Below are 25320 nucleotides of genomic sequence, written 5' to 3'. Positions count from 1 at the left end.
GTAGTTTATCAGGCGATATCCAAGGGCGCGCCTTCATCGAGCCCCATGGAATGCAAACGTGCATAGAAACCGTTTTGGGCCAGCAACTGGTCGTGAGTACCGCGCTCGACGATGCGCCCCTGATCCATCACCAGAATCATATCGGCCTTCTCGATGGTCGACAGACGATGTGCAATCACCAACGTGGTTCGGCCTTCCATGACCCGATCCAGAGCGGCCTGGATATGCCGCTCGGACTCAGTGTCAAGGGCCGAGGTCGCTTCATCCAGCACCAGGATCGGTGCGTCCTTGAGCAACGCCCGCGCAATTGCCAAGCGCTGGCGCTGGCCACCAGACAGCAGCACGCCGTTTTCGCCAACCTCGGTATCCAGCCCCTGCGGCAGTTTGTCGATGAACTCCTTGGCGTAGGCCGCTTCGACCGCCTGCTCAATCGCTTCACGCGGAGCATCGGCCAGGTCGCCATAAGCAATATTGCTGGCCACACTGTCGTTGAACAGGGTGACCTGCTGCGTAACCAGGGCAATATGACGCCGCAGATTACGCAATTTGTATTGCTCGACGTCTACCCCATCCAACAGGATCTGACCCGTTTCGTGATGGTAGAAACGAGGAATCAGGTTGGCCAGGGTCGATTTTCCGCTACCGGAACGCCCGACCAATGCCACCATCTGCCCAGGCTCGGCCGTGAAATTGATATCACTGAGCACAGGCTTTTCCGTGTCCGGATACTGGAAGCTCAGGTTGCGTACTTCCAAACGACCGCTGACGCGCTCGCGCTCTACCGTTCCCTGATCGACTTCGGGCACCTCATCCAGCTGCTCGAAGATGCTCTCGGCACCGGCAATACCCTTTTGAATCGTCGAGCTGACCTCGGACAGCTGGCGAATGGGTTTGGGCAGGAGCCCCGCAGCGGTGATATAGGCCACCAAGTCACCGGCCGTAGCATCGCCACGCAGCAGCAAAACGAGGAACATCAACACGGCCATCGCACTGTAGATCACCAGTTGCAGCATCGGCGTGTACACCGCTCCGGTCTTGGTCATGCGCAGCTGTTTCTCGGTATTGTCCTGGCTGGCAGCGGCAAAGCGCCGGGATTCGTAGGTCTCCCCGCCAAAACTGCGCACCACTCGGTAACCCTGGATCGTTTCCGACGCAACGTGGGTAACATCGCCCATCGCCACCTGAATCTTCTTGCTCTGCTTGCGAAATTTCTTGCTGGCACTGCTCACCATCAATGCGATCAGCGGCAGGATTGCCAGCATTACCAGAGTCAGTTGCCAGTTCATCCACAGCAGGTAGGCGAACAGGAAGATGACTGTCAGCCCTTCACGGATAACCACCTTGATTGCATCCGTCGCAGCGCCTGTGACCATCGTCACGTTGAAGGTGATGCGCGAGATCAGGTGACCGGAGTTGTGGCTATCGAAATAGCGATTTGGCAACACCATGAGGCTGTTGAACAGCGCGATACGCAAGTCGTGAACCAGGCCCAGCGAGACCCTGGCCAGGAAATAGTTACCCAGGAAGGAACCAACACCCTGCCAGGCGGCGATCAGGACGATGAGCAGGGGCACCGTCTGCAGTAGTTGCAGATCGCGCAGGTAGGGCACCGTGGGAAACAGCACGACATCAGGGTTGGACAGGCCATCCACGAAGTACTTGAGGATGCCCGCCAGCATTGGTTGGGTGGAAGCAAAAATGACGTAACCCAGGATGCTGATCAGGAACATGCCTATATAGGGCCTGACATATCCGAGTAGCCGAAGGTAGATTTTCAGGCTGCTAGATGGGCTTGCAGTGGTGTGCTTGTCGGTCATGCGCTCACACTTCGACTTGGCCGAAAAAGCGCGAATTCTAGCACAGATGCAGCCTCCCCCCCCGAGGATGCATTAAGATGCCGCCCATTCGAAAATCAGCCACCGGTTTCAAACGTGCAGACATCACTCCCTCCCACACGCCCCATGCCCTTGCGTATCAGCAACTTCATTTCCAGCTACTGGCTGGTGGCGGGCTACCTGGTGTTGTTGAGCGGCCTATTCTGGTCCGCGAACGGTAGCCAGTACACGAAGTTGTTCTACGCACTGCTCGCCGCCCCCGCCCTGATCGCACTACTGCTCTCACCAAAAGTCTTCATGCAGTTGCTCAAGGAACCCATCACGCTGGCCTATTTGGCATTCGCGACCTGGTTGCTGCTGAGCCTTTCGTGGACCCAAGCAGACACCAGCCTGAGCGGCCTGGCCAAGCGGCCACTGTACGTATTCATGATCTTTGCGGCCTGCACCCTGATCGCCTGCAAGGATCAGCGTCTGCTGCTCTCCGTACTGAGAGTCGGGGCGCTATTGGCCGTAGGCGCGGCCGTCATCAACCTGTGCATCTATGCCAACGCCTATCCATCCGAACAACGACTGATTGGAACCGGAGCACTCAGCAACCCGCTGCTGACGTCCCATGTGCTGGGCTTCTTCTGCACCTACTGGCTGGCTGCCTGGCTCGCGCAGAGCGAGCACCGTGACTGGCTACCGGTTTTCTGTGCCATCCCACTGCTGATTGCACTTCTTGCCACCGGCTCCCGCACCCCGCTCCTGGCGCTGACCCTGACCAGCCTGTGGATGCTGGTGATGACACCTCGCCGAGGGGCCTACCTGATAGGTGCACTGATCGCCCTGGCCATCGCGACCTTTGTAGCGATGCCGGAGATATTCCTGGAACGCGGACTTTCCTTCCGGCCTCAACTCTGGGCTGACGCCGTTTCCCAGGCGGCCGCGAAGCCGTGGTTAGGATATGGCTACGACAGTAAGTTCATCTTCGATATCCCGGAAATCGGTCGCCTTCTGAGTGACCCGCATAATGTAGAACTGGCCGTGCTACTGGAACTCGGCGCCATCGGACTCATCCTATGGCTGGTGATGTACGGCGCCGCCTTGTTCCGTTGCCTGCAACAGAGAAGACACGCCGGTTTTCAGATCGCATCGGCACTGCTCGTCTACGGTATCGCTGCCGGCCTTACCGAGGGCAGCTCCTACCTCTCCAGGCCCAACGAAAGCTGGTTCCTGATCTGGATTCCACTGTCACTGGTAGCAGCACTTTCCATCCAGCAGCGCCAACTGGACAACCGATGAGAACAATCAGCACCTTGCAGCTCGATGCGCTCCTGCAGAACGCCACCCCGATAGAAATCGATGGATTCGGGCTGAAGGTCGCACGCTTGTCGGACGGCAATTTCCTGAAGTTCTACCGGCGCAAGCGCCTGCTGTCGTCGGCGCTCTGGATCCTGCCGAGCGAGCGCTTCGCCAGCAACGTGCAGCGCCTGAAAGAGCTGGGCGTCGCCTGCCCGGATGTCGTGGAGCTGCTGTTCATTCCTGACAGGCAATTGAATGCCGTGCTCTACCGGCCGCTGCCAGGGGACACACTGCGCAACCACTGGCGACGAATCGATGCTGAACAGCGCTCAATCGAAGTTCGTCAATTCGGAGCGTTTCTCGCCCATTTGCACCAGTCAGGTGTCTACTTCCGCTCCCTGCACCTGGGCAATGTCCTGCGCTTACCAGACGGCACACTAGGGCTGATCGACCTGTCAGACATGAAGGTTGGAAGCCACCCGCTCAATGCCGGCAAGCGCAAGCGCAATATTCAGCACATTCTGCGCTACCCGGAAGACACCGCGTGGCTCACACAGCAGCATCGGCAGGATTGGGTAGCGGGTTATGCCCAGAATTGCAGCAGCAGGCACGCGATGAGCTTCGAACGTGCGTTGAACAAGACCTACCCACCTCTTCCCTGATTCGCCCGACCTCAGGGCATCATCAGGCGAAAAATCGCGCGAGCCGTCTTCAGATTGCGGTACTTCATCGGCAGTTGCGCCAACAGCTCACGAGCCAACGGCTTGTCATCGCGCGCACACTTGAGCAGCATCGAATTGATGAAGGCCGCGCACACCTTTGGATAGTCCGGGTGATCGGCAAAATGCCCATAGGTGCTCAGCACCGCGTCCACCATCATGCGCCGGTTCTTGTAGGTGTTGGTTTCGTGCACGCGGTACTGCGCCAGCACATCGGGCAACACGTCGATAAAGTACCCGGCACGGGCAATCTTCAACTCGATCAACAAGTCCTCCAGGCGGATACTCGGATCGAAGCCCCCGACAGCCTCCAACGCCTCGCGCCGAAACAGCAGGGTTGGTGCCGGAGCCCCCACTTTTTTGGCGCAGAACAGATCTTCGAAATCCAGGCGGCGCAACCCTCGTCCGCGCTCACGCTGGGGCAGTGCAGCACCTTTAGCATCGATGGGCTGGATATTGCCCGCACAGATACCCACCTCAGGCTTGCCTTGCAGGTAGGCCACCTGAATCGCGATGCGCTCTGGGCACATGATGTCATCGGAGCCAAAGGGAGCGATCAGACTGCCATGGGAACGGGCAATGCAATCGTTCAGCGTCGCGGCCAGCCCTTTGTTCTCCTGAACGACGAAGTCGAAGCCATGCTTCGCTTGCAAAGTGCGAATCCGCTCGACGCTATCATCGCTGGACCCATCGTCGACAACCAACAGCTCCAGATTCGCATAGCTTTGCGCCAGCACACTCTCGATACTGGCCTCGATGTAGGGCGCATGGTTGTACGAAGAAATTACAACACTCACCAGCGGCTGCTGGTCTACCTCAATCATCACGAATACCGTCCATGGCCAACGCCGCCGTCAACAGCCCACGATAGTGCCGGCGAAAATCTTCAATGTCATGGGCACGACGCAGATAGTCATAGGCACGTTCACCCTCTGCAACGCGTGCCTGCTGTGTCATGTCGAGCACTTCCAATAGACGCTCGGCCAGTACCGTGCCCTGCCCGGAGGGGAACAGGCGTCCACCGCAGTCCTCGAGAATCGATTTCAGGCTGGGGATATCAGAGCCGATGACCGGAAGCCGCCCACTCATGCCCTCCAGCAGTGCCAACGGTAGCCCTTCGCTCAAGGACGGCATGACAAAGGCATCGAAGGCCTGTACGTACTGCAGCGCATCCTCACGTTCGCCCAGCAGATGCACCACCTGCCCCAATCCCCGCTGCGCGATCATCTGTTCGAGTTCGTCGCGGGAACGGCCCTCACCGATGATCGCCAGTCGAGCCTGTGGATGGCGGGCATGCACCTCGACAAAGGCCTCGATCAGATGTACGTGCCCCTTGACCGGCACCAACCGACCAATAGCCCCGAAAACGAACGGCTCCTGGGCAAGCCCCAGCAACTCACGGGCTTGAGCCTTGGGGTGCTGCAACGCTTCGGCCCGATCAATATCAATTGCATTGTTGATCTGCACCGTGTTGGAGGCATTAAAACCGGCACCGCATCCAACCAAATAATCACGCACCGCCCGCGATACACCGACAATGCGCCAGTTCTTCTTGAGCAGCCGGCGTGCCTCCCAGCGCCGGTAGGCACGATCAAAGTCACCGATACCGTGCTGCACACCAATACACAGGGAAATGGGCAGGATCCAATTAAGCAGCATCAGCATGTTCATCGGTTTGAAACGATGGGCGATCACTACATCGAAGCGCTCCGCCCGAATCAGCCGATAAAGTTGCCAGAGCGCTCGCAGCCGCAAACCTTTCAGGTCTGACTGACTGAAGTCCAGGTACAGGGAATGGGCTGCTCGACTTTCGGGCTCGCCCGGCCCCGGACGGCCACGCAAGAACAGGGTGGTGACCTCGAAACGATCCGCGGGAAGCCCCTGAATAACCTGCTCAGCCAAATCGGACGCGTTGACGTTGTAGCGATTCTGCATTTGCAGAACCTTGATCTTCCGGCTCATACGCCCTTCCCAAGCCACAGGCGAACAGCCTTGCGCATATACGACCCTTTGAATAGCACACGCCAGTCACAACGGAAGGCGGCACTGAAATACTGTTTGGCGGCGTCTGCATCACCCGCCAGGTAGGCACTGCGAAACAGCGACAAGCTGCGCTGCACGTAAAACTCGGGCTTCAATCCCTGAAAACGCTGATCCAGGCGACGGGGAGAAAACACCTCATCGACCAGCGCCAATCCACCGGCCTTGGCGTGGCTGAACTGGTGCCGCAGGCTATCATCGTGCTTGTGAACCAGCGCCAAGGGGCAAGCGATCAACGAGCAGGGGTAGTTGGCCAACGCCTGGGCAAACACCGGGATATCTTCAGCGCTGCGAAACTGCTCGGGATAGTCGCCTCGCTCGAACACCTCGCGATGCATGACGCAGGCGCCGTTAGACAGCGCCAGGCGCTTGTCCAGCAGGTAGGCGCGCAGCCGCTGCACCGGGTCGTCGGGAAGCTGCTCGGGAAGGTGCTCACGGCGCTTGCCGTCAGGCCAAACCCCGATGTGCCCACCGATAGCCATCCGCGTCTGGGGATGCGTTTGCAAATGCTGCAGGACCGTTTCTATCGCACCGGCGGCCAGTTCGTCATCAGCATCCAGAAAAATCAGGTACTGCCCCTGTGCTTCGCGAATACCGCGATTACGCACGGAGGAAAGCCCACCGTTTTCCTTGCGTATCGCCCGAAAACCATTCGAATGGGTTTCCAGCAATCCACTGACGACCTGAGGTGTTTCGTCCGTCGAGCCATCATCGATGACAATCAACTCAGCTGCGGCATCGTTGAGCTGAACAAGCACTGACTCTACTGCACGCGGCAATGTCGCCGCATAGTTGTAGGCAGGTATTACCACCGAAACTTTGATGCCTAGGCTGTCACCCGCAATGCCCATCAAACGCTTACCTCATTCTTGGCAACCAATCTTTCGAACGCCCGCTCTACCCGCCCTACGCTGAGGGAATATATCCAGGCATCTCTCATCGCCCCGATAGAAACAGAAGGGCCTACCACTGCATTGTGTCCCCAGCCCGGCCGCCAGCAGAAACCGTCCCGACGCTTGCGGTACACCGTCAACACCGGCACACCAAGGCGGCCGCCAGGTGCCCGACACCCGAATCGCTGCCGATTATATAGCCAGACTCATAAAGATAAGCCGCCAGTTCACGGACGTTGGAAAAGTGAGGAATCAGAAACGCATCCCCCTAGCGTTCGCTCCATTCGGCCCGCTCCTTCGGAGAAAGGACGAACTGCGGGTCATAGCCCTGCCCCTTGAGGCGATGGGCAAGACGCAGGTACTAGCGGGCCGGCCAGTTTTTCTTCCCGTTGTAGGAGGTCGGATACAGCATGACACGCTGAGGATGACGGCGCGCGACGGGTCCTCGGGAATCACGAACCCCGGATCGCATGACGCCTGCTCGAGGTCCAGCGTGGTCCGGCAGAACGCCACGGCCTGATTGACCATGGTCACGCAAGGGTCATCGATCACCCGCAGCAGGCCAGCGCAGCCAGAGAGCGGCCGCGGGAGCCGGCCCGCGCCAGGTTATTGGCCACGACCAGGTAAATCAGGCTATCGCCCAACCCCAGAGAAGGCACTAATGCGATATGACAGTCGGAGCGACTGATCCGCGTTCCTTCGCGTTCCTGCAAAATCCCTTTATGCGTCTCGACAGTCATCGACTACCTACTCTTTCACGACAAGAATATCTTCCATGATCAGGTACTGCAGGTCGGAGCCGTAGAACATGTTCAGCGCGTCGGTCGGCGAGCAGATCATCGGTTCACCGCGACGGTTGAGCGAGGTATTCAGCGACACGCCGTTGCCGGTGAGTTTCTCCAACTCGAGCATCAGGTCGTACCAGCGCGGGTTGTATTCACGCTCGAGCACCTGGGCGCGGGAGGTACCGTCTTCGTGGACGACTTCGCTGACGCGCTCCTTCCACTCCTCGTTGACCTCGAAGGTAAAGGTCATGAACGGGCTCGGGTGATCGACCTTGAGCATCTGCGCAGCAACGGTATCGAGCATGGACGGGCAGAAAGGTCTCCAGCGCTCACGGAACTTGATCTGCTCGTTGATGCGATCGGCGACGCCAGGGATGCTCGGGCAGCCAATGATGGAACGACCACCGAGTGCGCGTGGGCCGAACTCCATACGGCCCTGAAACCAGGCCACCGGGTTGCCATCGACCATGATCTTGGCGATGCGCTGCGGCATGTCGTCGATCTTCTGCCACTTCGGTGCGTTCGGGTGGCGAGCGCAGGCGGCAATGATGTCTTCGTTGCTGTAGGCAGGACCGAGATAGACGTGCTCCATCTTCTCCACCGGCACGCCACGCTGGTGCGAGACATAGGCAGCAGCGCCAACCGAAGTACCAGCGTCGCCAGAAGCCGGCTGCACGAACAGCTCCTTCACCTCGGGACGGGCGATGATCTTCTGGTTGAGCTTGACGTTCAGCGCACAGCCACCAGCGAAGGCGATCTTGCCGGTCTCGCGGATGATGTCGCCCAGGTAGTAGTCCATCATCTCCAGCGCCAGCTTCTCGAACAGCGCTTGCATGCTGGCGGCGTAGTGGATGTAGGGATCGTCGGCGATATCGCCCTCGCGCTTCGGACCCAGCCACTCGATCAGCTTGGGCGAGAAGTAGAATCCCTTGCCCTTTTCCTTGTAGCGACGCAGGCCGATGACGTTGGCGTAGTCGGTGTTGATGATCAGCTCGCCGTTCTCGAACTTGGCCAGACGCGAGAAATCGTACTTGCTGGCGTCGCCATAAGGCGCCATGCCCATGACCTTGAACTCGCCGTCGAGCATCTCGAAACCGAGGAATTCGGTGATAGCACCGTACAGACCGCCAAGCGAGTCCGGGTCGAAGAACTCCTTGATCTTGTGGATCTTGCCGTTCTCGCCGTAGCCGAAGAAGGTAGTGGCGTACTCACCTTTGCCGTCGATGCCGAGGATCGCGGTCTTCTCCTTGAAGCCCGAGCAATGGTAAGCGCTGGCGGCGTGGGCCAGGTGGTGCTCGACCGGTTCGATCTTGACCTTCTTGGCATCGAAACCCAGCTGCTCCAGGCACCAGACGATCTTCTTGCGGTAACGCTTGTAACGGCGGTTACCCATGAGCAGCGCGTCTAGCGCACGATCCGGCGCATACCAGTAACGCTTGGCGTAATGCCAACGCGCCTTGCCGAACAGACTGATGGGCGCAAAGGGAATAGCGACCACATCGACGTCGGACGGCTTGATACCGGCCTGCTCCAGGCAGAACTTGGCGGACTCGTAGGGCATGCGGTTCTTCGCATGCTTGTCACGCACGAAGCGCTCTTCTTCGGCGGCAGCAACAAGCTTGCCGTCGATGTATAGCGCGGCGGATGGATCATGGCTCAGGGCGCCGGAAAGGCCGAGGATCGTCAATGCCAAGGATAAAGCCTCTTAAAAAAGCGGCTGCAGGCTTCAAGCGGCAAGCTTCAAGCAACAGCGTTCGTTATTCAGTCGCCCCGGTCGGGCACATTTACTGCCTTAACTGTTCGGTTTTGCCACCACCGATGGAAGGCGCTCGTCCAGAACCTGGTATAGCGTACTGTCCTGCGGCCAGTTACGCAGGAAACGCGCCCGATCCTTCGCATAGGCGGGTGCGAAGCTACCGGCTCGACGGTGCTGCTGCATGGCGTCCAGGTCGATCAACATCCAGCGCCCATCCTGCCACAGGATATTGCTGCCTTTGAGATCCCCATGACTGATGCGCTCGCGCAGCAGCGCCGCAAACAGGTCATCCAGTGCCCGCAGTTCCGCTTCGGCTGGTAACTCGCCAGGCGCGCAGGACGCGAAACGAGTAATTATATCCACACCCGATGCGTGTTCGGTAACAAGATAGGACCGGCGCCTGAGCCACAGGGTACGGCACTCGAGCACGGCAAGCGGTTTGGGCGTTGCGATGCCGAGAAAAACCAGGCGATTGCCCTCGCACCAGCTGTGCCAGGCGCGGCTCGGACGCCAGAAGCGTTTGAGCCAATGCAGCATGCCCTTGATGTTGTAGCGTTTGATGACCAATTGCCTGGCACCCTGATCGACTCGCGCGACGGTAGACGAACCACCCCGTTTGAGGGACTGCCCAGCCGCGATAGCGGCGTCAGGGTCAGCCAGTAATCGCGCCAGCAAGGCATCTTCCTCGCGCCGGACCACCTGCAAGCGCGAGGCACCGCGCCATGCGCAAAACGCCGAACAATCGCGACCGAGCTTGCCCATGAACTGGTGCAACCGCGAACCACGGGCCTTGGCTACCGCCTTGAGCAGAGCCTCGAGCGGCAGCGCGTGCTCGCCATTGACCAGCAGGTAATGCACCAGCAGCTCCTCGATGAATGGATCGAGAGCACTCGGGAATTGAGCGAAGAACACACCCAGATTGACCAGCACCCTGTCTCGCGACAGAGGTTGGCCCGGAGTCTCGGCACGCACGCCGCCACCGTCGATCAGATACAGGCTGCCGTTTTGACGCAGCAGGTTGTCCAGGTGCAGATCCTCTTGCCACAGACCTTGCCGGTGTAGCCCTGCAATGGCTGCCAGCGCCTCACCCAACACCTGCTGCCGAGCGTCGTCCAGCCACGCCAGATGAGCCACCGCCTGCCAGGCATCTCCGAGGCTTTCGGCATCGTCGAGGAACTCGAACAGCAGCCAACCGCCCCCTCCTGGCGTCGAACCGTGGACAAGCAACTCGGGCGTCTTCAGCCCCTGCTCAGCCAGTAGCTGAACGCCGCGCAGTTCGCGGACGAAATGCCGTTCGGCCTTATCGCCGACCAGCAGCTTGGCCAGCACCTCACGCCCCTGCCACTGCGCCCGACCGACATAACGTTGGCCTGGCAACACCCGCAAAAGGCTGAGCAACTGGATAGATCCCGCACCCTCCAGCTCGATCAGCAGCGGTAGCGCGGGGGTACGTCCGGCATCGACCAGGGAAGCAAGCCTCATGAGCGCCTCGCCTTGTCCTTGAATCGTGCCGTGAGACGTTGCAACCAGTACCCCAACTGACGAGCGTCACCGAGATAGGCGGTCAGGAAACAGGCTACATCGTCATCGCCCCAGGCACTGGCGCGACGCAGCAGGGGTTCCAGATCCTTGACCCGATCACGCTCGCCAAACAACAGGGGCCGGGTCTTTTCCAGGTCGATCAACTGCGCGACGAAACCATCGCCGCTGGGTTGGAGGAAAATATGTTTGGGATAGAAGCAACCATGGACCTGGCCCTGGCCATGTACGCACCGGGCCAGCACCCCGCAGGCACTGGCGATGGCATGGCGTTTCACGGCGGCCAGTTGCGACCAGTTCGGCAGGTAGCTGTCCAGATCCCGCCAACCATCCAGGGCTCGGGTCAGCAGGACGGCGCGGCGCTCGCCGCCAATGCGTCGTTCGGCATAGAACGCCGAACGCATCGCCGGAATGCCCAGGCGCTGATAGCGGCAGGTATTGCGAAACTCCCGCGCCAGGGTCGGCTCACCCAACGGACGATGCAAGCTACGGGTCAGGTAATTGCTCTGGCGCTTGAGGTAGTAGCCGGTGCCATCGAGGTCGAGCCGGTACACCGTGCTCCAACCACCGCGAGAAGCGGTGTTGGGCTCGTCCACGGCAAACAGTTGCAGTGCCCACAATGCCTCGAAACTGTCCAGGCCGTGACGCTCGAGCAGCGTTTTATCCTCGCCCTCGATGAAGTCCTTCATTCTCTTCCCTCGAAGTAGCGCACGATCTGCACGATCCGTCGTTTGTCACTGTCGTTGAGACGATCGCGATCCCGATACTGCAGATAGAAACGCAGGCGCTGGGTGCGCGACAGGTGGTACTTGGCGACCTTGTCCAGGCAAGCGAGATCCTTGACGATCCGGTAGCGCAGGAACGGCCCCCACCAGAAGGTCCCCGCAGGGCAGTCGATGAGGAACAACCGGCGCTGCTCGTCCACCAGAAGGTTGCGCCACTTGAGGTCATTGTGGACAAAGTGATGGTCATGCAGCGTGCGCGTGGCCTTGGCCAACTGGCGGCTGACATCGTCGACCCAGGCCCGGTCATGCAGACGTGCATCGTCCGTGGCCGCCAGGCGTGACATGTCCAACGTATCGACGATCTCCTGAGTGATCAGCGCGCCTCGGGCGAAGGCGCCGACCTTGCGCTCCAGGCCGTAGGCGGCGATGGGCGCAGTGGGAATACCCCAGGCGGCGAAGTGTTTGAGATTCTGCCACTCGGCCTTGACCCGCGGCCGGCCGATGAAACGCCGAACGCCCTTGCCAGCGCCGTGATAGCGCTTGACGTAATAGCGCAGCCCATCGAATTCGACGCGGATCACGTCCGACAGCGGATCACGGGTGATCGCCTCGCCCTGCAGGGAAAACACCGCATCCAGGCTGGCGAAGGCTTTTGCCGCCTGCGGCGTGGCCAGGGCGGTGACGCGCCATTCACTCATGCTTCGCTCCCGGCGCGTACTTGCGTGCATAGCGAACCAGCAGGCGATCGGCCTTGCGTTGCAGCCAGAGCAGCAGCGCCGCCTCCTCCCGCAGGATCTGCCGCAACGGCCGCTCATTGCCTGCAGCTGCGAAATAACTGTTGAGAAAACGCAGCTTGTCACGCCGGGTCAGGCCGATATGCAGCGCCGAAAAATACAGGGCGGCCAGATCCTTGTCGCGCCAGCGCCTTGGCGTGGCACTGCGCACCTGGGCGCGGTGCAGATCGATCACCGACAGGCGCAGGTCACTGGCCTGGATCGGCCGGTCAGTGTGCAGCAGGAAGTGGCAGATATAACAGTCGCGGTGGTTGACCCCGGCGCGGTGCATGTTGCCGGTCATCTGCGCCACCTCGCAGATCAGCGCCCACTTGAGCGCTGGCTTCGGCGGTTGCTGCGCCCAGTTGAGGCTGAGCTGCTCCAGGTCGACGGTCGGCGCCAGCTCTTCAGTGACGATGAACGAGTGCTGGCGCGCCGGATTGCTGCCACGCTCGCCGTAGGCCACGGCGGTCATGGTCGGCACACCGACCTCGGTCAGACGCTGAATGGCCTGCCATTCTTGCGCGGCTCCCAAAACAGGCGCCTTGGCCGTGAGCAGGTTCTTGGCGATCTCGCCCCAGCCGATGCCACGGTGGATCTTGACGAAGTAACCGCGCCCGTCGACCTCGGTACGCAGGGTGCGGCGCCCCTCCAGCTCACGGTAGACCTGGCCCTGCAGCGCCTCGACAGCCTCGAAGGCATCGCGGCCCGCCCACAGGCTCTTGAAGGGTTCGGCGAGGATCAGGCGCATGGATGCCTCCCCAGCCGGGTATCCGTGCGCACCGATGACACCGTGCTGTCGACCTTGTGGTGCGCACGGCGCACCCTACCCAGGCGACTCATGCGTGCTTCTCCGCGAGGATCACGTCAGCGGCCTTCTTCGGCATCGAATACAGGTCGGCGCTATCGGCATAGACCAGGCCGTTACGGCTCCAGAAAGCGCGGCGCTCGGGGTCAGCCAGCATATCGGCCAACGTGCGGTTGAGATGGTCCTGCTCGAAAGGGCTGGGCAGTACGCGGCCGCAATCGGCGTCGGAAATGTAATGGGCATAGCCGCAGACATCGGTGACCAATACCGGCAAGCCGGATACCAGAGCCTCCAGCAACACGGTGCCGGTGTTCTCGTTATAGGCCGGATGGATCAGCAGATCGGCACCCAGCAGGAAGCGCGGAATGTCGCTGCGCCCCTTGAGGATCTGCACCTGATCGGACAGACCCAGCGCCTTGATCTGCAGCAGGAAGGGCTTGGGATCGTCCTGGCCGATGGCGATCAGACGGGTGCGCTTGCGCAACTCGCGCGACAACGCGGCCAGCGCCTTGAGGCTGCGATCCAGGCCCTTGGTCTTGAAGCCGGAGCCGATCTGCACCAACAGCAGATCATCGTCACTCAGTTTGAACTCGCGGCGGAATTCGGCGCGAATGTCGGCAGCATTGGCGGGTGCCCGGCGATCCTGAGCGATACCCGGCGGCAGCAGGTGGAAGCGCTGCAGCGGGGTCTTGTAGTGTTTGATGAATAGCGGCTGCTGCACCTCGGAGATCATCAGAATCTCGGTCTTCGACTCCGGCGCGAATACCGCGCGTTCGTAATCGGCGAAGTGCTTGTAGCGGCCCCAGCGACGGTAGATCGGGTTGCGCAGGGTCTGCGCCTTGTCCTCGAAACAGCCGTCGGCAGCGTAGTAAACATCCAGGCCCGGCATCTTGTTGAAACCGATCACCCGGTCGACCGGGTCGCGTTTCAAATCAGCTTGCAGCCAGGCGCTGAATTTCTCGTTGCGGCGATGGTTGAACAGCGCACGCACCGGCGCCACGCGCACATCGAAGCCAGCAGGGTTGTCGCCTTCCCAGATCGGCGTGTAGACGCGAATGGCATGGCCACGCGCCTGGCATTCGAGGGCGATGCGCATGAAGTCGCGCTGCAGCCCGCCGAAGGGGAAGTATTTATAGAGAACGAAGGCCAGTTGCATAGCCGCTCCTTAAAGAGTGCCGGGAGGCGCGAGCAGCAGCGCTTCCAGTTCCAGGCCGACGCGCTCGGCACCGAGGCCGTCGAAACAGGGCTTGTCACGATCACCGCTGCCGGCGCCCGGCCCACTGGCGCACAGGTGAACCTGACTATGACCGTAGGCGCCCACCTTGCCGGGCAGCGTCGGGCCATAAAGAGAAATATTGGGTACGTCCAACGCAGCAGCCAGATGACCGAGCCCGGTGTCGACGGAGACGCAGGCGCTGGCACCGGCGATCACCTTGGCCACGCCGGCCAGGTTCAGCTTCGGCAGCACAGCGGCATGGCTGAGTCCGGCGGCAATGCGTTCGGCACGCGCCTTTTCCGTCTCGTTGCCCCAAGGTAGGCGCACGGCCCAGCCCAGCTCGTCCATGCGCTCTGCCAGCGCACGCCAGTCGGCTTCCGGCCAGTGCTTACTGGCCCAGGTGGTGCCATGCAGGAACACCAGATACGGCTGCGCAGCGGAATCCATCATCGCTGCGCGGCTGAGGCCATAGTCCCCAGTACCGGACGGCAGCGCATAACCCAGCGCCTTGGCGAAGAGTTGGCGTACGCGCTCCAGGGCATGCTGATCCTTGGCCACCGCGTAGCGACGGTCGTAGAAACGACTGGCCAGCGGCTCACGCGCCGAATCACGATCCAGCCCGGCCACCGGCGCCGACACGTAGCGCGTCAGCCAGGCGCTCTTGAGCAGGCCCTGGGCGTCGATCACCAGGTCGTAGCGGGTTTCCCGCAGACGCTGCTTGAAGCGCGCCCACTCACCACTACGCCAGGTGCGCAACGGGTGCTTGCGCCAGCGGCGGATGGCCACCGGAATCACCTGGGAAACTGCCGGATGCCAGGCGGGGATCTCGGCGAAGCCTTCTTCCACCACCCAATCGAAACGAATGCCGGGAATGGCGCGGGCCGCATCGGTCAACGCCGGCAGGGTATGCACCACGTCGCCCAGCGACGAAGTCTTGATGATCAGTACCCGCAAATCAGTCGCCCTCGACCAGGGTCAAGGTTTCGCCGACCAGCCGATCCAGCGCCTCGATCACAGGCCGCGGTTTGAGCTCACGCAGGCAGTTGTAGTGACCAAAACGGCAAGTTCGATCAAAGCAGGGACTGCACTCCAGGCCCAGGCGAACGATCTCGACGCGGTCAGCCAGCGGCGGAGTGAACGCTGGCGAAGTGGAACCATAGACAGCCACCAGCGGACGGTTCAGCGCCGCCGCCACGTGCATCAACCCGGAGTCGTTGGACACCACGGCAGTGGCCGCCGACATCAGGTCGATGGCCTCGGCCAAACTGGTCTGCCCGGACAAGTTGCTGACTTCCTCACGCAACCCCGGGATCAGGCGCATGCGAATGTCCTCGCCGCCGGCATGGTCGTTCTTCGAGCCGAACAGCCAGACCTGCCAACCTTCGCGAATCTTGATCTCGGCCACCTTGGCGTAGTGCTCGGCCGGCCAGCGCTTGGCCTCGCCGAACTCTGCACCGGGACACAGCGCCAGCACCGGGCGGTCCAGTTGCAGTTCGAACTTGACCAGCGCGGCATCACGACTGGTTTCATCGATCACCAGACGTGGCTGCGGATAGGGCTGCGGCAAGGCAGCGCCAGGTTCATAGGCCAGCGCCATGAAGCGCTCGATCATCAGCGGATAGCGGTCTTTGTCCAGCGTACGAATATCGTTGAGCAAGCCATAGCGCATCTCGCCCTTCCAGCCGGTGCGCTTGGGGATGCCGGCGAACCAGGGCACCAGCGCGGACTTGAGCGAGTTGGGCAGCAGGATCGCCTGGTCGTACTGGCCAGCCAGCGATTTGCCAATGCGCCGGCGCGTGGCCAGATCGAGCACACCATGACCCAGTGGCAGACTCAGCGCGGCGCGCACCTCGGGCATGCGCTCGAGAATCGGCCGACTCCAGTCCGGCGCCAGCACGTCGATCTCGCATGCGGGGTGGCGTTGCTTCAGGCACTGGAACAGCGTCTGCGCCATCACCATGTCGCCTACCCAGCTTGGCCCAACGATCAGTATCTTCATATTCTTTCCAGAAACGACCGGGGAGGCTTTCGCCTCCCCGTCGAGCCTTCGAGCAATCGCTTATTTAACCAGCGTACGCCATTCGGCGTGGCCACTGGTTTTGCCGGTGACCAGGTCGAAGTAGGCCTTCTGCAGCTTCTCGGTGACCGGGCCGCGACGACCGGCTCCAATCTTGCGACCATCCACTTCACGAATCGGGGTGACTTCAGCGGCGGTGCCGGTGAAGAAAGCCTCGTCGGCGATGTACACCTCATCGCGGGTGATGCGCTTCTCGACCACCTTGATGCCGTGCTCTTCGGCCAGGGTCAGGATGGTGCTGCGGGTAATGCCGTTGAGGCAGGAGGTCACTTCCGGGGTGTACACCACGCCGTCCTTGACCAGGAAGATGTTCTCGCCCGAGCCTTCGGCCACGTAGCCTTCCGGATCCAGCAGCATGGCCTCGTCGGCACCGCCAGAGATGGCTTCCTGCAGGGCCAGCATCGAGTTGATGTAGTTGCCGTTGGCCTTGGCACGGGTCATGGCGATGTTGACGTGGTGGCGGGTATAGGAGCTGGTGCGCACCTTGATGCCGGCTTCCAGCGCCTCTTCGCCCATGTAGGCACCCCAGTGCCAGGCGGCGACGATCACGTGCACCTTCAGGCCGGAAGCGCGCAGGCCCATGCCTTCACTACCGAAGAACACCATCGGACGCAGGTAGGCACTTTCCAGGCCGTTCTCACGTACAGCGGCGCGCTGCGCCTCGTTGATCTCTTCCTTGCTGAAAGGAATCTGCATATTGAAGATGTGCGCCGAATCGAACAGGCGGTCGGTGTGCGCTTGCAGGCGGAAGATCGCGGTGCCGTCCGGGGTGTTATAGGCACGTACGCCCTCGAACACGCCCATGCCGTAGTGCAGGGTATGGGTCAGCACATGGGTGTTGGCTTCGCGCCACGGCACCAGTTCGCCGTCGTACCAGATCACGCCATCACGGTCGGACATCGACATCTTGCCTGCTCCTCAAATTCGCTTCACGGTTCGATCAGTAGGTGGGGCCTCAAACCCCGTCGTTCAACTCAGTCCCAGCTCACGCCACAGGCGCATCACGGCGCGACGCTCATCCTGGAACTGATCCCCCGGCACCACCCCAGGCTGCTTCTGCAGCGCCTGGCGATGGGCAGCCGAGCGATAGATCTTGTAGACCTCACGCAGCAATGCGGCATCCTCGACGCTCATCAGATCGACCCGCTCCAGGCCTTCCAGAATGCGGATGTTATCGGTGAACTCGAGTAGCTGCGGGTGTTGCCACGACCAGGCCAGAGCCGCGTATTGCACCATAAATTCGATATCGACGATACCACCGGCGTCCTGCTTCAGATCGAAGGAGGACGTGGCCTCGAAGGCATTCGCTGCCGTTCCGGCCGCAGTATTCCTGGTGCCAAGGTTGTCACGCATCTTCGCGCGCATCTCGCTGACCTCGACGCGCAGCGACTCGGTATCGCGCTGGCGACCCAGCACTTCGGCGCGCACGCGAGCGAATTCGCCGGCCAGGCGCGGGCATCCCACCAGTACCCGCGCCCGCACCAGCGCCTGATGCTCCCAGGTCCAGGCCTCGGTCTCCTGATAACGCTGGAAGGCACCCAGCGAGCTGACCAGAAGGCCCGCTGCGCCAGATGGTCGCAGGCGCATATCCACCTCATAGAGCGCACCGGAGGTGGTCTGGGTAGTCAACAGGTGAATGATGCGCTGCCCCAGGCGGGTGAAGAACTGCGCACCGTCGATGGGTTTGGCGCCATCGGTCTCGGCCTGCGGATCGCCGTCATGGATGAACACCAGGTCCAGATCCGAGCCATGGCCGAACTCCAGGCCACCGACCTTGCCATAGCCAATGATGATGAAGTCCGGGTCGCAGGGCGTACCATCGGCACGATGCGGCCGGCCGTGACGCTGCACCGTATGCTGCCAGGCCAGCGCCAGCACCTGATCGAGAATCGCCTCGGCCAGCCAGGTCAGGTAGTCCGATACCTTCATCAAGGGCAGCGTGCCGGCAATTTCCGAAGCGGCCACGCGCAGGCTGTGGGCCAACTTGAAGTGGCGCAGCGCCTCCATCTGCTGCTCCAGATCCTCCTCGGGAATACGGATCAGCCGTTCGCGCAACTCGGCAGCCAGCTCCGGGGCCAGCGGCGGATGGTACAGCCGCCCCTCGTTGAGCAGTTCGTCGAGCAACAGTGGATAGCGAGCGATCTGCTCGGCGATCCATGGGCTACCTGCACAAAGGCTGATCAGGCGCTCCAGCGCGCCTGGGTTTTCGCTCAGCAACACCAGGTAGGCCGAGCGCCGTGCGACCTTTTCTACCAGCGGCAACACCCGCTCCAACACCAGATCCGGCTTGTCATGCTCGACGGTCTGCGTCAGCAGACGCGGAATGAACGCATCCAGACGCTCACGACCGAGGCGCTGCATGGCGCGCACCTGCGGGCCGTTACGCAGATCCCCCAGGCGCCGACAGGCTGCACCAGGCTCGATGAAACCCGCCTCCTGCAACTGCAGCGCGGCAGCCTCATCGTCCAGCGCCCCCTGCCACAACGGCAGCCACTCGGCGCCAACGCAGGCCTCGCCAGCATCCGACTCATCTTCGTCAGGATCGGCGATCACCTGCTGGAAGTGCCATTCGATGCGACCGCGCCAGTGCATCAGGCGCTCATGAAAACTCGCCCAGTCAGCAAAGCCCATGATCGCCGCCACCCGCGCCTGATCCTGCGGGTCGGCCGGCAGCATCTGCGTCTGCCGATCACCGATGCCCTGCAAGGCGTGCTCGGCATAACGCAGGAACTCGTAACCCTCCTTCATTTCCGCGACCACCGGCGGCGGCAGATAGCCCTGCCCTTCCAGCGTGGTCAGCACCTTGAGCAACGGCCGCTGCTGCAGACTGAGATCACGCCCACCATGAATCAGCTGGAAGGCCTGAGCGATGAACTCGACCTCACGAATGCCGCCGGCGCCGAGCTTGATGTTCTCGCTCATACCCTTGCGCCGCACTTCCTGCTGGATCAGCAGCTTCATCGCACGCAGCGCCTCGATGGCGGAAAAATCCAGGTAGCGCCGGTAGACGAAGGGCCGCAGCATCTCCAGCAACTCGGCACCCGCGGCCTGATCACCGCCGACCACGCGCGCCTTGATCATCGCGTAGCGCTCCCAGTCACGGCCCTGATCCTGGTAGTACTGCTCCAACGCATTGAAGCTGAACACCAGCGCACCGCTGGAACCGTAGGGACGCAGGCGCATGTCGGTACGGAACACGAAGCCGTCGACGGTGATCGCATCCAGCGCCTTGATCAGGCGCTGCCCGAGACGGATGAAGAACTCCTGATTATCCAGCGGGCGCTTCACACCCTCGGTCTCGCCACCTTCGGGATAGCCGAAGATCAGGTCGATGTCCGAAGACAGGTTCAGCTCGTGCGCGCCGAGCTTGCCCATGCCGAGGATGACCATGTGTTGCGGCTGGCCACTGCGCCGCCCGACCGGCGTACCGAACTGCGTGCAATGACGCGGGTACAGCCAGTGATAGGCCAGATCGATGCAGGCATCGGCGAGATCGGACAGATCGCGGCAGGTTTCACCAAGCGCCGCCTGGCGGCTGAAGTCGCGCCAGATGATGCGCAGTTGCTGACGATTGCGAAAACGCCGCAGGCAGCGCCCCAGGGCATCCTCATCGGCACACTCGGCCAGTTGCGCCTCCAGTTGCTGGCGCAACTCGCCCGGCGCCAGGCTGCGCTCCAGCTCACCGGACTCGGCAAGCGCAACGAACATCTGCGGATCACGCTGCGCCTGCTCGGCGACGAAATCGCTCAGCGCCGACACCTGCCGCCAGGCAACGCGGCGTTCTTGCGGCCATGCGGCAACAGGTTCAGCCAGCGCCTCATGCTCTGCCAAAGCGGTTTGCAACGACTGTTCGGCGCGTTCGGCCAGGGAGACAAGGGAAGGGGGCAACTCGACCAGCAACGGCAGGCTCATGGTCTATCCTTTTGGCGGACTGCCGGACGCACGGTGCAATCGCCCGCAGCCCCGCACCAGCGGGGCACGCGCGGCCGGCGGTGCCGCGGATTGTAGTTTTACTACGAAAGAATTGTATCCAGAGGGCTGAATCCGTCGTCGAAATGTAGTAAAACTACAAGCGGCCGGTCCTACCCCCGGTAAATCCAAGAATTTCAACTCGCCCGCCCAAAAAGCCGGTGAGACCCAACTGGCCTCCGATTCTGGAAGCCTTTCCGCCCTGGAGCAAGCCATGCAAGACCTCGATCCGATCGAAACCCAGGAATGGCTGGACGCCCTTGAATCCGTCCTCGACCGTGAGGGTGAAGACCGTGCCCATTACCTGATGACCCGTCTGGGCGAGCTGGCCACCCGTAGCGGTGCGCAACTGCCCTACGCGATCACCACGCCTTACCGCAACAGCATCCCGGTAACCCATGAAGCTCGCATGCCCGGCGACCTGTTCATGGAGCGCCGCATCCGCTCGCTGGTGCGCTGGAACGCCCTGGCCATGGTGATGCGCACCAACCTGGACGACCCGGATCTGGGCGGCCACATTTCCAGCTTCGCCTCCTCCGCGACGCTGTATGACATCGGTTTCAACTACTTCTTCCAGGCCCCGACCGACGAACACGGTGGCGACCTGGTGTTCTATCAGGGCCACGCCAGCCCTGGCGTCTACGCCCGCGCCTTCATGGAAGGCCGCATCAGCGAAGACCAGATGAAGAACTTCCGCCGCGAAGTGGATGGCAAAGGTCTGTCGTCCTACCCGCACCCCTGGCTGATGCCGGACTTCTGGCAGTTCCCCACCGTGTCCATGGGCCTCGGCCCGATCCAGGCGATCTACCAGGCCCGCTTCATGAAGTACCTGGAAGCGCGCGGCTTCATCCCGGCCGGCAAGCAGAAGGTCTGGTGCTTCATGGGTGACGGCGAGTGCGACGAGCCGGAATCCCTCGGCGCCATCTCTCTGGCTGGCCGCGAGAAGCTGGACAACCTGATCTTCGTCATCAACTGCAACCTGCAGCGCCTCGACGGCCCGGTGCGCGGTAACGGCAAGATCATCCAGGAACTCGAAGGCGTGTTCCGCGGTGCTCAGTGGAACGTCAACAAGGTGGTCTGGGGTCGCTTCTGGGACCCACTGTTCGCCAAGGACAAGGACGGTGCCCTGCAGCGTCGCATGGACGAAGTGGTCGACGGTGAATACCAGAACTACAAGGCCAAAGACGGCGCCTACGTTCGTGAAAACTTCTTCAATAGCCCGGAGCTCAAGGAGATGGTCAAGGACCTCTCCGACGACGAGATCTGGAAGCTCAACCGTGGCGGCCACGACCCGTACAAGGTCTACGCGGCCTATCACCAGGCCGTGAACCACAGCGGCCAGCCGACCGTGATCCTGGCCAAGACCATCAAGGGCTACGGTACCGGCGCCGGTGAAGCGAAGAACACCGCGCACAACACCAAGAAGGTCGATGTCGACAGCCTGCGTCAGTTCCGCGACCGCTTCGACATCCCGGTCAAGGATGAAGAGCTGGAAAACCTGCCCTTCGTCAAGCCGGAGCCAGGCAGCCCCGAGTACAAGTACCTGCACGAGCGCCGCAACGCGTTGGGTGGCTTCGTACCGCAGCGTCGCCAGCAGAGCTTCAGCATCCCGACACCACCGCTGGATACCCTCAAGGCCATCCTCGACGGCTCGGGCGACCGCGAAATCTCCACCACCATGGCTTTCGTGCGCATCCTCGCGCAGTTGGTCAAGGACAAGGAACTCGGCCAGCGCATCGTCCCGATCATCCCGGACGAAGCCCGTACCTTCGGTATGGAAGGCATGTTCCGCCAGCTCGGCATCTACTCCTCGGTCGGCCAGCTGTACGAGCCGGTCGATAAAGACCAGGTGATGTTCTACAAAGAGGACAAGAAAGGTCAGATCCTCGAGGAAGGCATCAACGAAGCTGGCGCCATGAGTTCCTTCATCGCCGCCGGTACGTCTTACTCCTGCCACAACCAGCCGATGCTGCCGTTCTACATCTTCTACTCGATGTTCGGCTTCCAGCGCATCGGCGACCTGGCCTGGGCCGCTGGCGACAGCCGCACCCGTGGTTTCCTGATCGGCGGTACCGCCGGCCGTACCACCCTCAACGGTGAAGGCCTGCAGCACGAAGACGGTCACAGCCACATGCTGGCAGCGACCATCCCCAACTGCCGCACCTACGACCCGACCTATGGCTACGAGCTCGCCGTGATCATCCGCGAAGGCATTCGCCAGATGACCGAAGAGCAGCAGGACATCTTCTACTACATCACCGTGATGAACGAGTCGTACCAGCAGCCGGCCATGCCGCAAGGCGTGGAAGACGGCATCATCAAGGGCATGTACCTGCTCGAGGAAGACAAGAAGGAAGCCGCGCACCACGTGCAACTGCTGGGTTCCGGCACCATCCTGCGTGAAGTCGTCGAAGCCGCGAAGATCCTGCGTGACGAGTTCAACATCGGCGCCGATGTGTGGAGCGTCACCAGCTTCAACGAACTGCGCCGCGACGGTCTGGCCGTGGAGCGCAGCAACCGCCTGCACCCGGGGCAGAAGCCCAAGCAGACTTACATCGAGCAGTGCCTGAGCGGTCGCAAGGGTCCGGTCATCGCCTCGACCGACTACATGAAGCTGTTCGCCGAGCAGGTTCGTCAGTGGGTTCCGAGCAAGGAATACAAGGTCCTGGGCACCGACGGCTTCGGCCGCAGCGACAGCCGCAAGCAGCTGCGTCACTTCTTCGAAGTGGATCGCAACTGGGTCGTGCTGGCCGCCCTGGAAGCCCTGGTCGACCGTGGCGAAATCGAAGCCAAGGTGCTGGCTGACGCCATCGCCAAGTTCGGTATCAACGCCGACAAAGCCAACCCCCTGGACTGCTAAGGAGCGTAGCGATGAGTGAATTGATTCGCGTACCCGACCTCGGCGGTGAAGGCGAGGTAATTGAACTGCTGGTGAAGGTCGGCGACCGTATCGAAGCCGACCAGAGCGTACTGACCCTGGAGTCCGACAAGGCCTCCATGGAAGTGCCTTCGCCCAAAGCCGGCGTGATCAAGGAAATCAAGGTCAAGATCGGCGACCGCCTGAAGGAAGGCGATGAGCTGCTGGTGCTGGAAGTCGAAGGTGCCGCCGAAGCGGCGCCTGCACCGAAAGCCGAAGCCGCGCCTGCCGAAGCGCCGAAAGCAGCCGCTCCGGCGGCCGCTCCTGCCGCTGCCGCGACCAGCAGCAGCGTGCAGGATGTGCACGTGCCGGATATCGGCACCGACGGCAAGGTCAAGGTCATCGAAGTCATGGTCAAGGTCGGTGACAGCATCGAAGCCGACCAGTCACTGATCACCCTGGAGTCCGACAAGGCCTCCATGGAAATCCCCTCGCCGGCTGCCGGCGTGGTGGAAGAAGTGCTGGTCAAACTGGACGCCGAAGTTGGCACTGGCGACCTGATCCTCAAGCTGCGTACTGCTGGCGGCGCAACCGCCAGTGCTGCACCCGCTCAAGCCGCAGCGCCCGCTGCTGCGTCTGCCGCCGCACCTGCTCCCGCTGCCGCCGCCCCGGCTGCTGCTTCGGTGCAGGACGTGCACGTGCCGGACATTGGCACCGACGGCAAGGTCAAGGTCATTGAGGTCATGGTCAAGGCTGGTGACAGCATCGAAGCCGACCAGTCGCTGATCACCCTGGAGTCCGACAAGGCCTCCATGGAAATCCCCTCGCCGGCTGCCGGCGTGGTGGAAGAAGTACTGGTCAAGCTGGACGCCGAAGTCGGCACCGGCGACCTGATCCTCAAGCTCAAGGTAGCGGGTGCCGCTCCGGCCACTGCGCCGGCGCAAGCCAGTCAGCAAGTGCACCGCGTACCGGAAGGCGCCGCCCCGGAAGTGGCCGCAGAAGTACGCGCTATCGCCTCGCTGTCGGCTGCTGCTGCCGAAGTCGCCAACGCGCCCAAGCGCGATGGTGCCAAGGTGCATGCCGGCCCCGCCGTGCGTCAGCTGGCTCGTGATTTCGGCGTGGAACTGGCGGATATCGCCGGCACCGGTCCGAAAGGCCGCATCCTCAAGGAAGACGTGCAGGTTTACGTCAAGGCGATGATGCACAAGGCCAAGGCTGCACCGCAGGCGACTGCCGCTGCTGCCACCGGCGGCGCCGGCATTCCGCCGATCCCGACCGTGGACTTCAGCAAGTTCGGTGAAATCGAAGAAGTGGCGATGACCCGCCTGATGCAGGTCGGCGCCGCCAACCTGCATCGCAGCTGGCTCAACGTGCCGCACGTGACTCAGTTCGACTCGGCCGACATCACCGACCTGGAAGCCTTCCGCGTCGCGCAGAAGGCCGTGGCCGAGAAGGCTGGCGTCAAGCTGACCGTGCTGCCGCTGCTGCTCAAGGCCTGCGCCCACCTGCTCAAGGAACTGCCGGACTTCAACAGTTCGCTGGCCCCGAGTGGCAAGGCGATCATCCGCAAGAAGTACGTGCACATCGGCTTCGCCGTCGATACGCCGGACGGCCTGCTGGTACCGGTGATCAAGAACGTCGATCAAAAGAGCCTGCTGCAGCTCGCGGCTGAGGCCGCCGCACTGGCGGAAAAGGCGCGCACCAAGAAGCTTTCGGCTGATGACATGCAGGGTGCCTGCTTCACCATCTCCAGCCTCGGTCACATTGGCGGCACCGGCTTCACGCCGATCGTCAACGCGCCGGAAGTGGCGATCCTCGGTGTCAGCAAGGCCACCATGCAGCCGGTGTGGGATGGCAAGGCCTTCCAGCCCAAGCTGATGCTGCCGCTGTCGCTGTCCTACGACCACCGGGTGATCAACGGCGCTGCTGCTGCACGCTTCACTCAGCGCCTGTCGCAGCTGCTGGCCGATATCCGCACCATCCTGCTGTAAATCGTTTCGAGCACGCCACGCTCGCATCCTCAACCCCGCCCATTCAGGCGGGG

The 25320-nt window shown here is 61.8% G+C and carries 18 protein-coding genes; 4 read left to right on the top strand and 14 right to left on the bottom strand.

Features of this window, described 5'->3' with window-relative positions; translation table 11 throughout:
• Positions 1-8 precede the first annotated feature (8 nt).
• Positions 9-1817 (bottom strand): lipid A export permease/ATP-binding protein MsbA, encoded by a 1809-nt coding sequence (gene msbA / locus GV002_RS15025; protein ID WP_160019176.1) that lies wholly within the window; start codon positions 1815-1817, stop codon positions 9-11.
• 150 nt (positions 1818-1967) lie between these two features.
• Here msbA and GV002_RS15020 point away from each other — a divergent pair, with 150 nt between their 5' ends.
• Together GV002_RS15020 and GV002_RS15015 are read left to right on the top strand one after the other, a co-directional pair.
• Positions 1968-3119 carry an O-antigen ligase family protein gene (locus GV002_RS15020; protein WP_256667101.1) on the top strand — a complete coding sequence of 384 codons (1152 nt, stop codon included), beginning with the start codon at positions 1968-1970 and terminating at the stop codon, positions 3117-3119.
• Positions 3116-3781, top strand: coding sequence for a polymerase (locus GV002_RS15015; RefSeq protein WP_178094701.1), 666 nt, complete (start codon positions 3116-3118; stop codon positions 3779-3781). The genes GV002_RS15020 and GV002_RS15015 overlap by 4 nt, the downstream gene beginning before the upstream one ends.
• An 11-nt stretch (positions 3782-3792) precedes the next feature.
• Here GV002_RS15015 and GV002_RS15010 read toward each other — a convergent pair whose 3' ends face one another.
• From GV002_RS15010 to glnE, 13 genes are all read right to left on the bottom strand, one after another.
• Entirely contained in the window at positions 3793-4662 is an 870-nt protein-coding gene (locus GV002_RS15010) for a glycosyltransferase family 2 protein (RefSeq protein ID WP_160020171.1), read from the bottom strand.
• Positions 4655-5800, bottom strand: coding sequence for a glycosyltransferase (locus tag GV002_RS15005; protein WP_160019174.1), 1146 nt, complete (start codon positions 5798-5800; stop codon positions 4655-4657). The genes GV002_RS15010 and GV002_RS15005 overlap by 8 nt, the downstream gene beginning before the upstream one ends.
• Complete coding sequence (locus tag GV002_RS15000) at positions 5797-6729, bottom strand: glycosyltransferase family 2 protein (RefSeq protein WP_160019173.1); 933 nt, start codon at positions 6727-6729, stop codon at positions 5797-5799. The genes GV002_RS15005 and GV002_RS15000 overlap by 4 nt, the downstream gene beginning before the upstream one ends.
• A gap of 789 nt (positions 6730-7518) precedes the next feature.
• On the bottom strand, positions 7519-9249 hold the full coding sequence (locus GV002_RS14990) for a carbamoyltransferase (RefSeq protein ID WP_143508958.1): 1731 nt from the start codon (positions 9247-9249) through the stop codon (positions 7519-7521).
• Positions 9250-9348: 99 nt separating this feature from the next.
• Positions 9349-10794: a lipopolysaccharide kinase InaA family protein gene (locus GV002_RS14985; RefSeq protein WP_104730093.1), complete on the bottom strand. Its 1446-nt coding sequence runs from the start codon at positions 10792-10794 to the stop codon at positions 9349-9351.
• The gene (locus GV002_RS14980) at positions 10791-11540 is read right to left on the bottom strand and encodes a lipopolysaccharide kinase InaA family protein (RefSeq protein WP_160019172.1); all 750 of its coding nucleotides are present in this window, start codon (positions 11538-11540) and stop codon (positions 10791-10793) included. The genes GV002_RS14985 and GV002_RS14980 overlap by 4 nt, the downstream gene beginning before the upstream one ends.
• The gene (locus GV002_RS14975; RefSeq protein ID WP_084340777.1) at positions 11537-12274 is read right to left on the bottom strand and encodes a lipopolysaccharide kinase InaA family protein; all 738 of its coding nucleotides are present in this window, start codon (positions 12272-12274) and stop codon (positions 11537-11539) included. The genes GV002_RS14980 and GV002_RS14975 overlap by 4 nt, the downstream gene beginning before the upstream one ends.
• Positions 12267-13100, bottom strand: coding sequence for a lipopolysaccharide core heptose(I) kinase RfaP (rfaP, locus tag GV002_RS14970; RefSeq protein ID WP_160019171.1), 834 nt, complete (start codon positions 13098-13100; stop codon positions 12267-12269). The genes GV002_RS14975 and rfaP overlap by 8 nt, the downstream gene beginning before the upstream one ends.
• Positions 13101-13188: 88 nt before the next feature.
• Positions 13189-14313 (bottom strand): glycosyltransferase family 4 protein, encoded by a 1125-nt coding sequence (locus GV002_RS14965; protein WP_160019170.1) that lies wholly within the window; start codon positions 14311-14313, stop codon positions 13189-13191.
• Positions 14314-14322: 9 nt separating this feature from the next.
• The gene (gene rfaC, locus GV002_RS14960; protein WP_160019169.1) at positions 14323-15327 is read right to left on the bottom strand and encodes a lipopolysaccharide heptosyltransferase RfaC; all 1005 of its coding nucleotides are present in this window, start codon (positions 15325-15327) and stop codon (positions 14323-14325) included.
• A 1-nt stretch (position 15328) separates the two neighbouring features.
• Positions 15329-16372, bottom strand: coding sequence for a lipopolysaccharide heptosyltransferase II (gene waaF, locus GV002_RS14955; RefSeq protein WP_160019168.1), 1044 nt, complete (start codon positions 16370-16372; stop codon positions 15329-15331).
• A 60-nt stretch (positions 16373-16432) separates the two neighbouring features.
• The gene (locus GV002_RS14950; protein ID WP_160019167.1) at positions 16433-17356 is read right to left on the bottom strand and encodes a branched-chain amino acid transaminase; all 924 of its coding nucleotides are present in this window, start codon (positions 17354-17356) and stop codon (positions 16433-16435) included.
• 63 nt (positions 17357-17419) lie between these two features.
• A complete protein-coding gene (gene glnE / locus GV002_RS14945; RefSeq protein ID WP_160019166.1) occupies positions 17420-20362 on the bottom strand; it encodes a bifunctional [glutamate--ammonia ligase]-adenylyl-L-tyrosine phosphorylase/[glutamate--ammonia-ligase] adenylyltransferase in 2943 nt (980 codons plus the stop codon).
• A gap of 271 nt (positions 20363-20633) precedes the next feature.
• Between glnE and aceE the strand changes: the two genes are divergently transcribed.
• Positions 20634-23279: a pyruvate dehydrogenase (acetyl-transferring), homodimeric type gene (gene aceE, locus GV002_RS14940; protein WP_160019165.1), complete on the top strand. Its 2646-nt coding sequence runs from the start codon at positions 20634-20636 to the stop codon at positions 23277-23279.
• A gap of 11 nt (positions 23280-23290) precedes the next feature.
• Positions 23291-25267 carry a dihydrolipoyllysine-residue acetyltransferase gene (gene aceF, locus GV002_RS14935; RefSeq protein ID WP_160019164.1) on the top strand — a complete coding sequence of 659 codons (1977 nt, stop codon included), beginning with the start codon at positions 23291-23293 and terminating at the stop codon, positions 25265-25267.
• Positions 25268-25320 lie beyond the last annotated feature (53 nt).

The organism is Pseudomonas sp. 8O, assembly GCF_902506495.1.
Taxonomy (GTDB): Bacteria; Pseudomonadota; Gammaproteobacteria; order Pseudomonadales; family Pseudomonadaceae; genus Aquipseudomonas; species Aquipseudomonas chaetocerotis.
This window is presented reverse-complemented; position numbering and strand designations above follow the sequence as displayed.

Coding starts and splice junctions, on each gene's coding strand:
- msbA (WP_160019176.1), bottom strand. CDS start 1,817: ATGACCGACAAGCACACCACTGCAAGCCCATCTAGCAGCCTGAAAATC.
- GV002_RS15015 (WP_178094701.1), top strand. CDS start 3,116: ATGAGAACAATCAGCACCTTGCAGCTCGATGCGCTCCTGCAGAACGCC.
- GV002_RS15010 (WP_160020171.1), bottom strand. CDS start 4,662: ATGATTGAGGTAGACCAGCAGCCGCTGGTGAGTGTTGTAATTTCTTCG.
- GV002_RS15005 (WP_160019174.1), bottom strand. CDS start 5,800: ATGAGCCGGAAGATCAAGGTTCTGCAAATGCAGAATCGCTACAACGTC.
- GV002_RS15000 (WP_160019173.1), bottom strand. CDS start 6,729: ATGGGCATTGCGGGTGACAGCCTAGGCATCAAAGTTTCGGTGGTAATA.
- GV002_RS14985 (WP_104730093.1), bottom strand. CDS start 10,794: ATGAGGCTTGCTTCCCTGGTCGATGCCGGACGTACCCCCGCGCTACCG.
- GV002_RS14980 (WP_160019172.1), bottom strand. CDS start 11,540: ATGAAGGACTTCATCGAGGGCGAGGATAAAACGCTGCTCGAGCGTCAC.
- GV002_RS14975 (WP_084340777.1), bottom strand. CDS start 12,274: ATGAGTGAATGGCGCGTCACCGCCCTGGCCACGCCGCAGGCGGCAAAA.
- rfaP (WP_160019171.1), bottom strand. CDS start 13,100: ATGCGCCTGATCCTCGCCGAACCCTTCAAGAGCCTGTGGGCGGGCCGC.
- GV002_RS14965 (WP_160019170.1), bottom strand. CDS start 14,313: ATGCAACTGGCCTTCGTTCTCTATAAATACTTCCCCTTCGGCGGGCTG.
- waaF (WP_160019168.1), bottom strand. CDS start 16,372: ATGAAGATACTGATCGTTGGGCCAAGCTGGGTAGGCGACATGGTGATG.
- GV002_RS14950 (WP_160019167.1), bottom strand. CDS start 17,356: ATGTCGATGTCCGACCGTGATGGCGTGATCTGGTACGACGGCGAACTG.
- glnE (WP_160019166.1), bottom strand. CDS start 20,362: ATGAGCCTGCCGTTGCTGGTCGAGTTGCCCCCTTCCCTTGTCTCCCTG.
- aceE (WP_160019165.1), top strand. CDS start 20,634: ATGCAAGACCTCGATCCGATCGAAACCCAGGAATGGCTGGACGCCCTT.
- aceF (WP_160019164.1), top strand. CDS start 23,291: ATGAGTGAATTGATTCGCGTACCCGACCTCGGCGGTGAAGGCGAGGTA.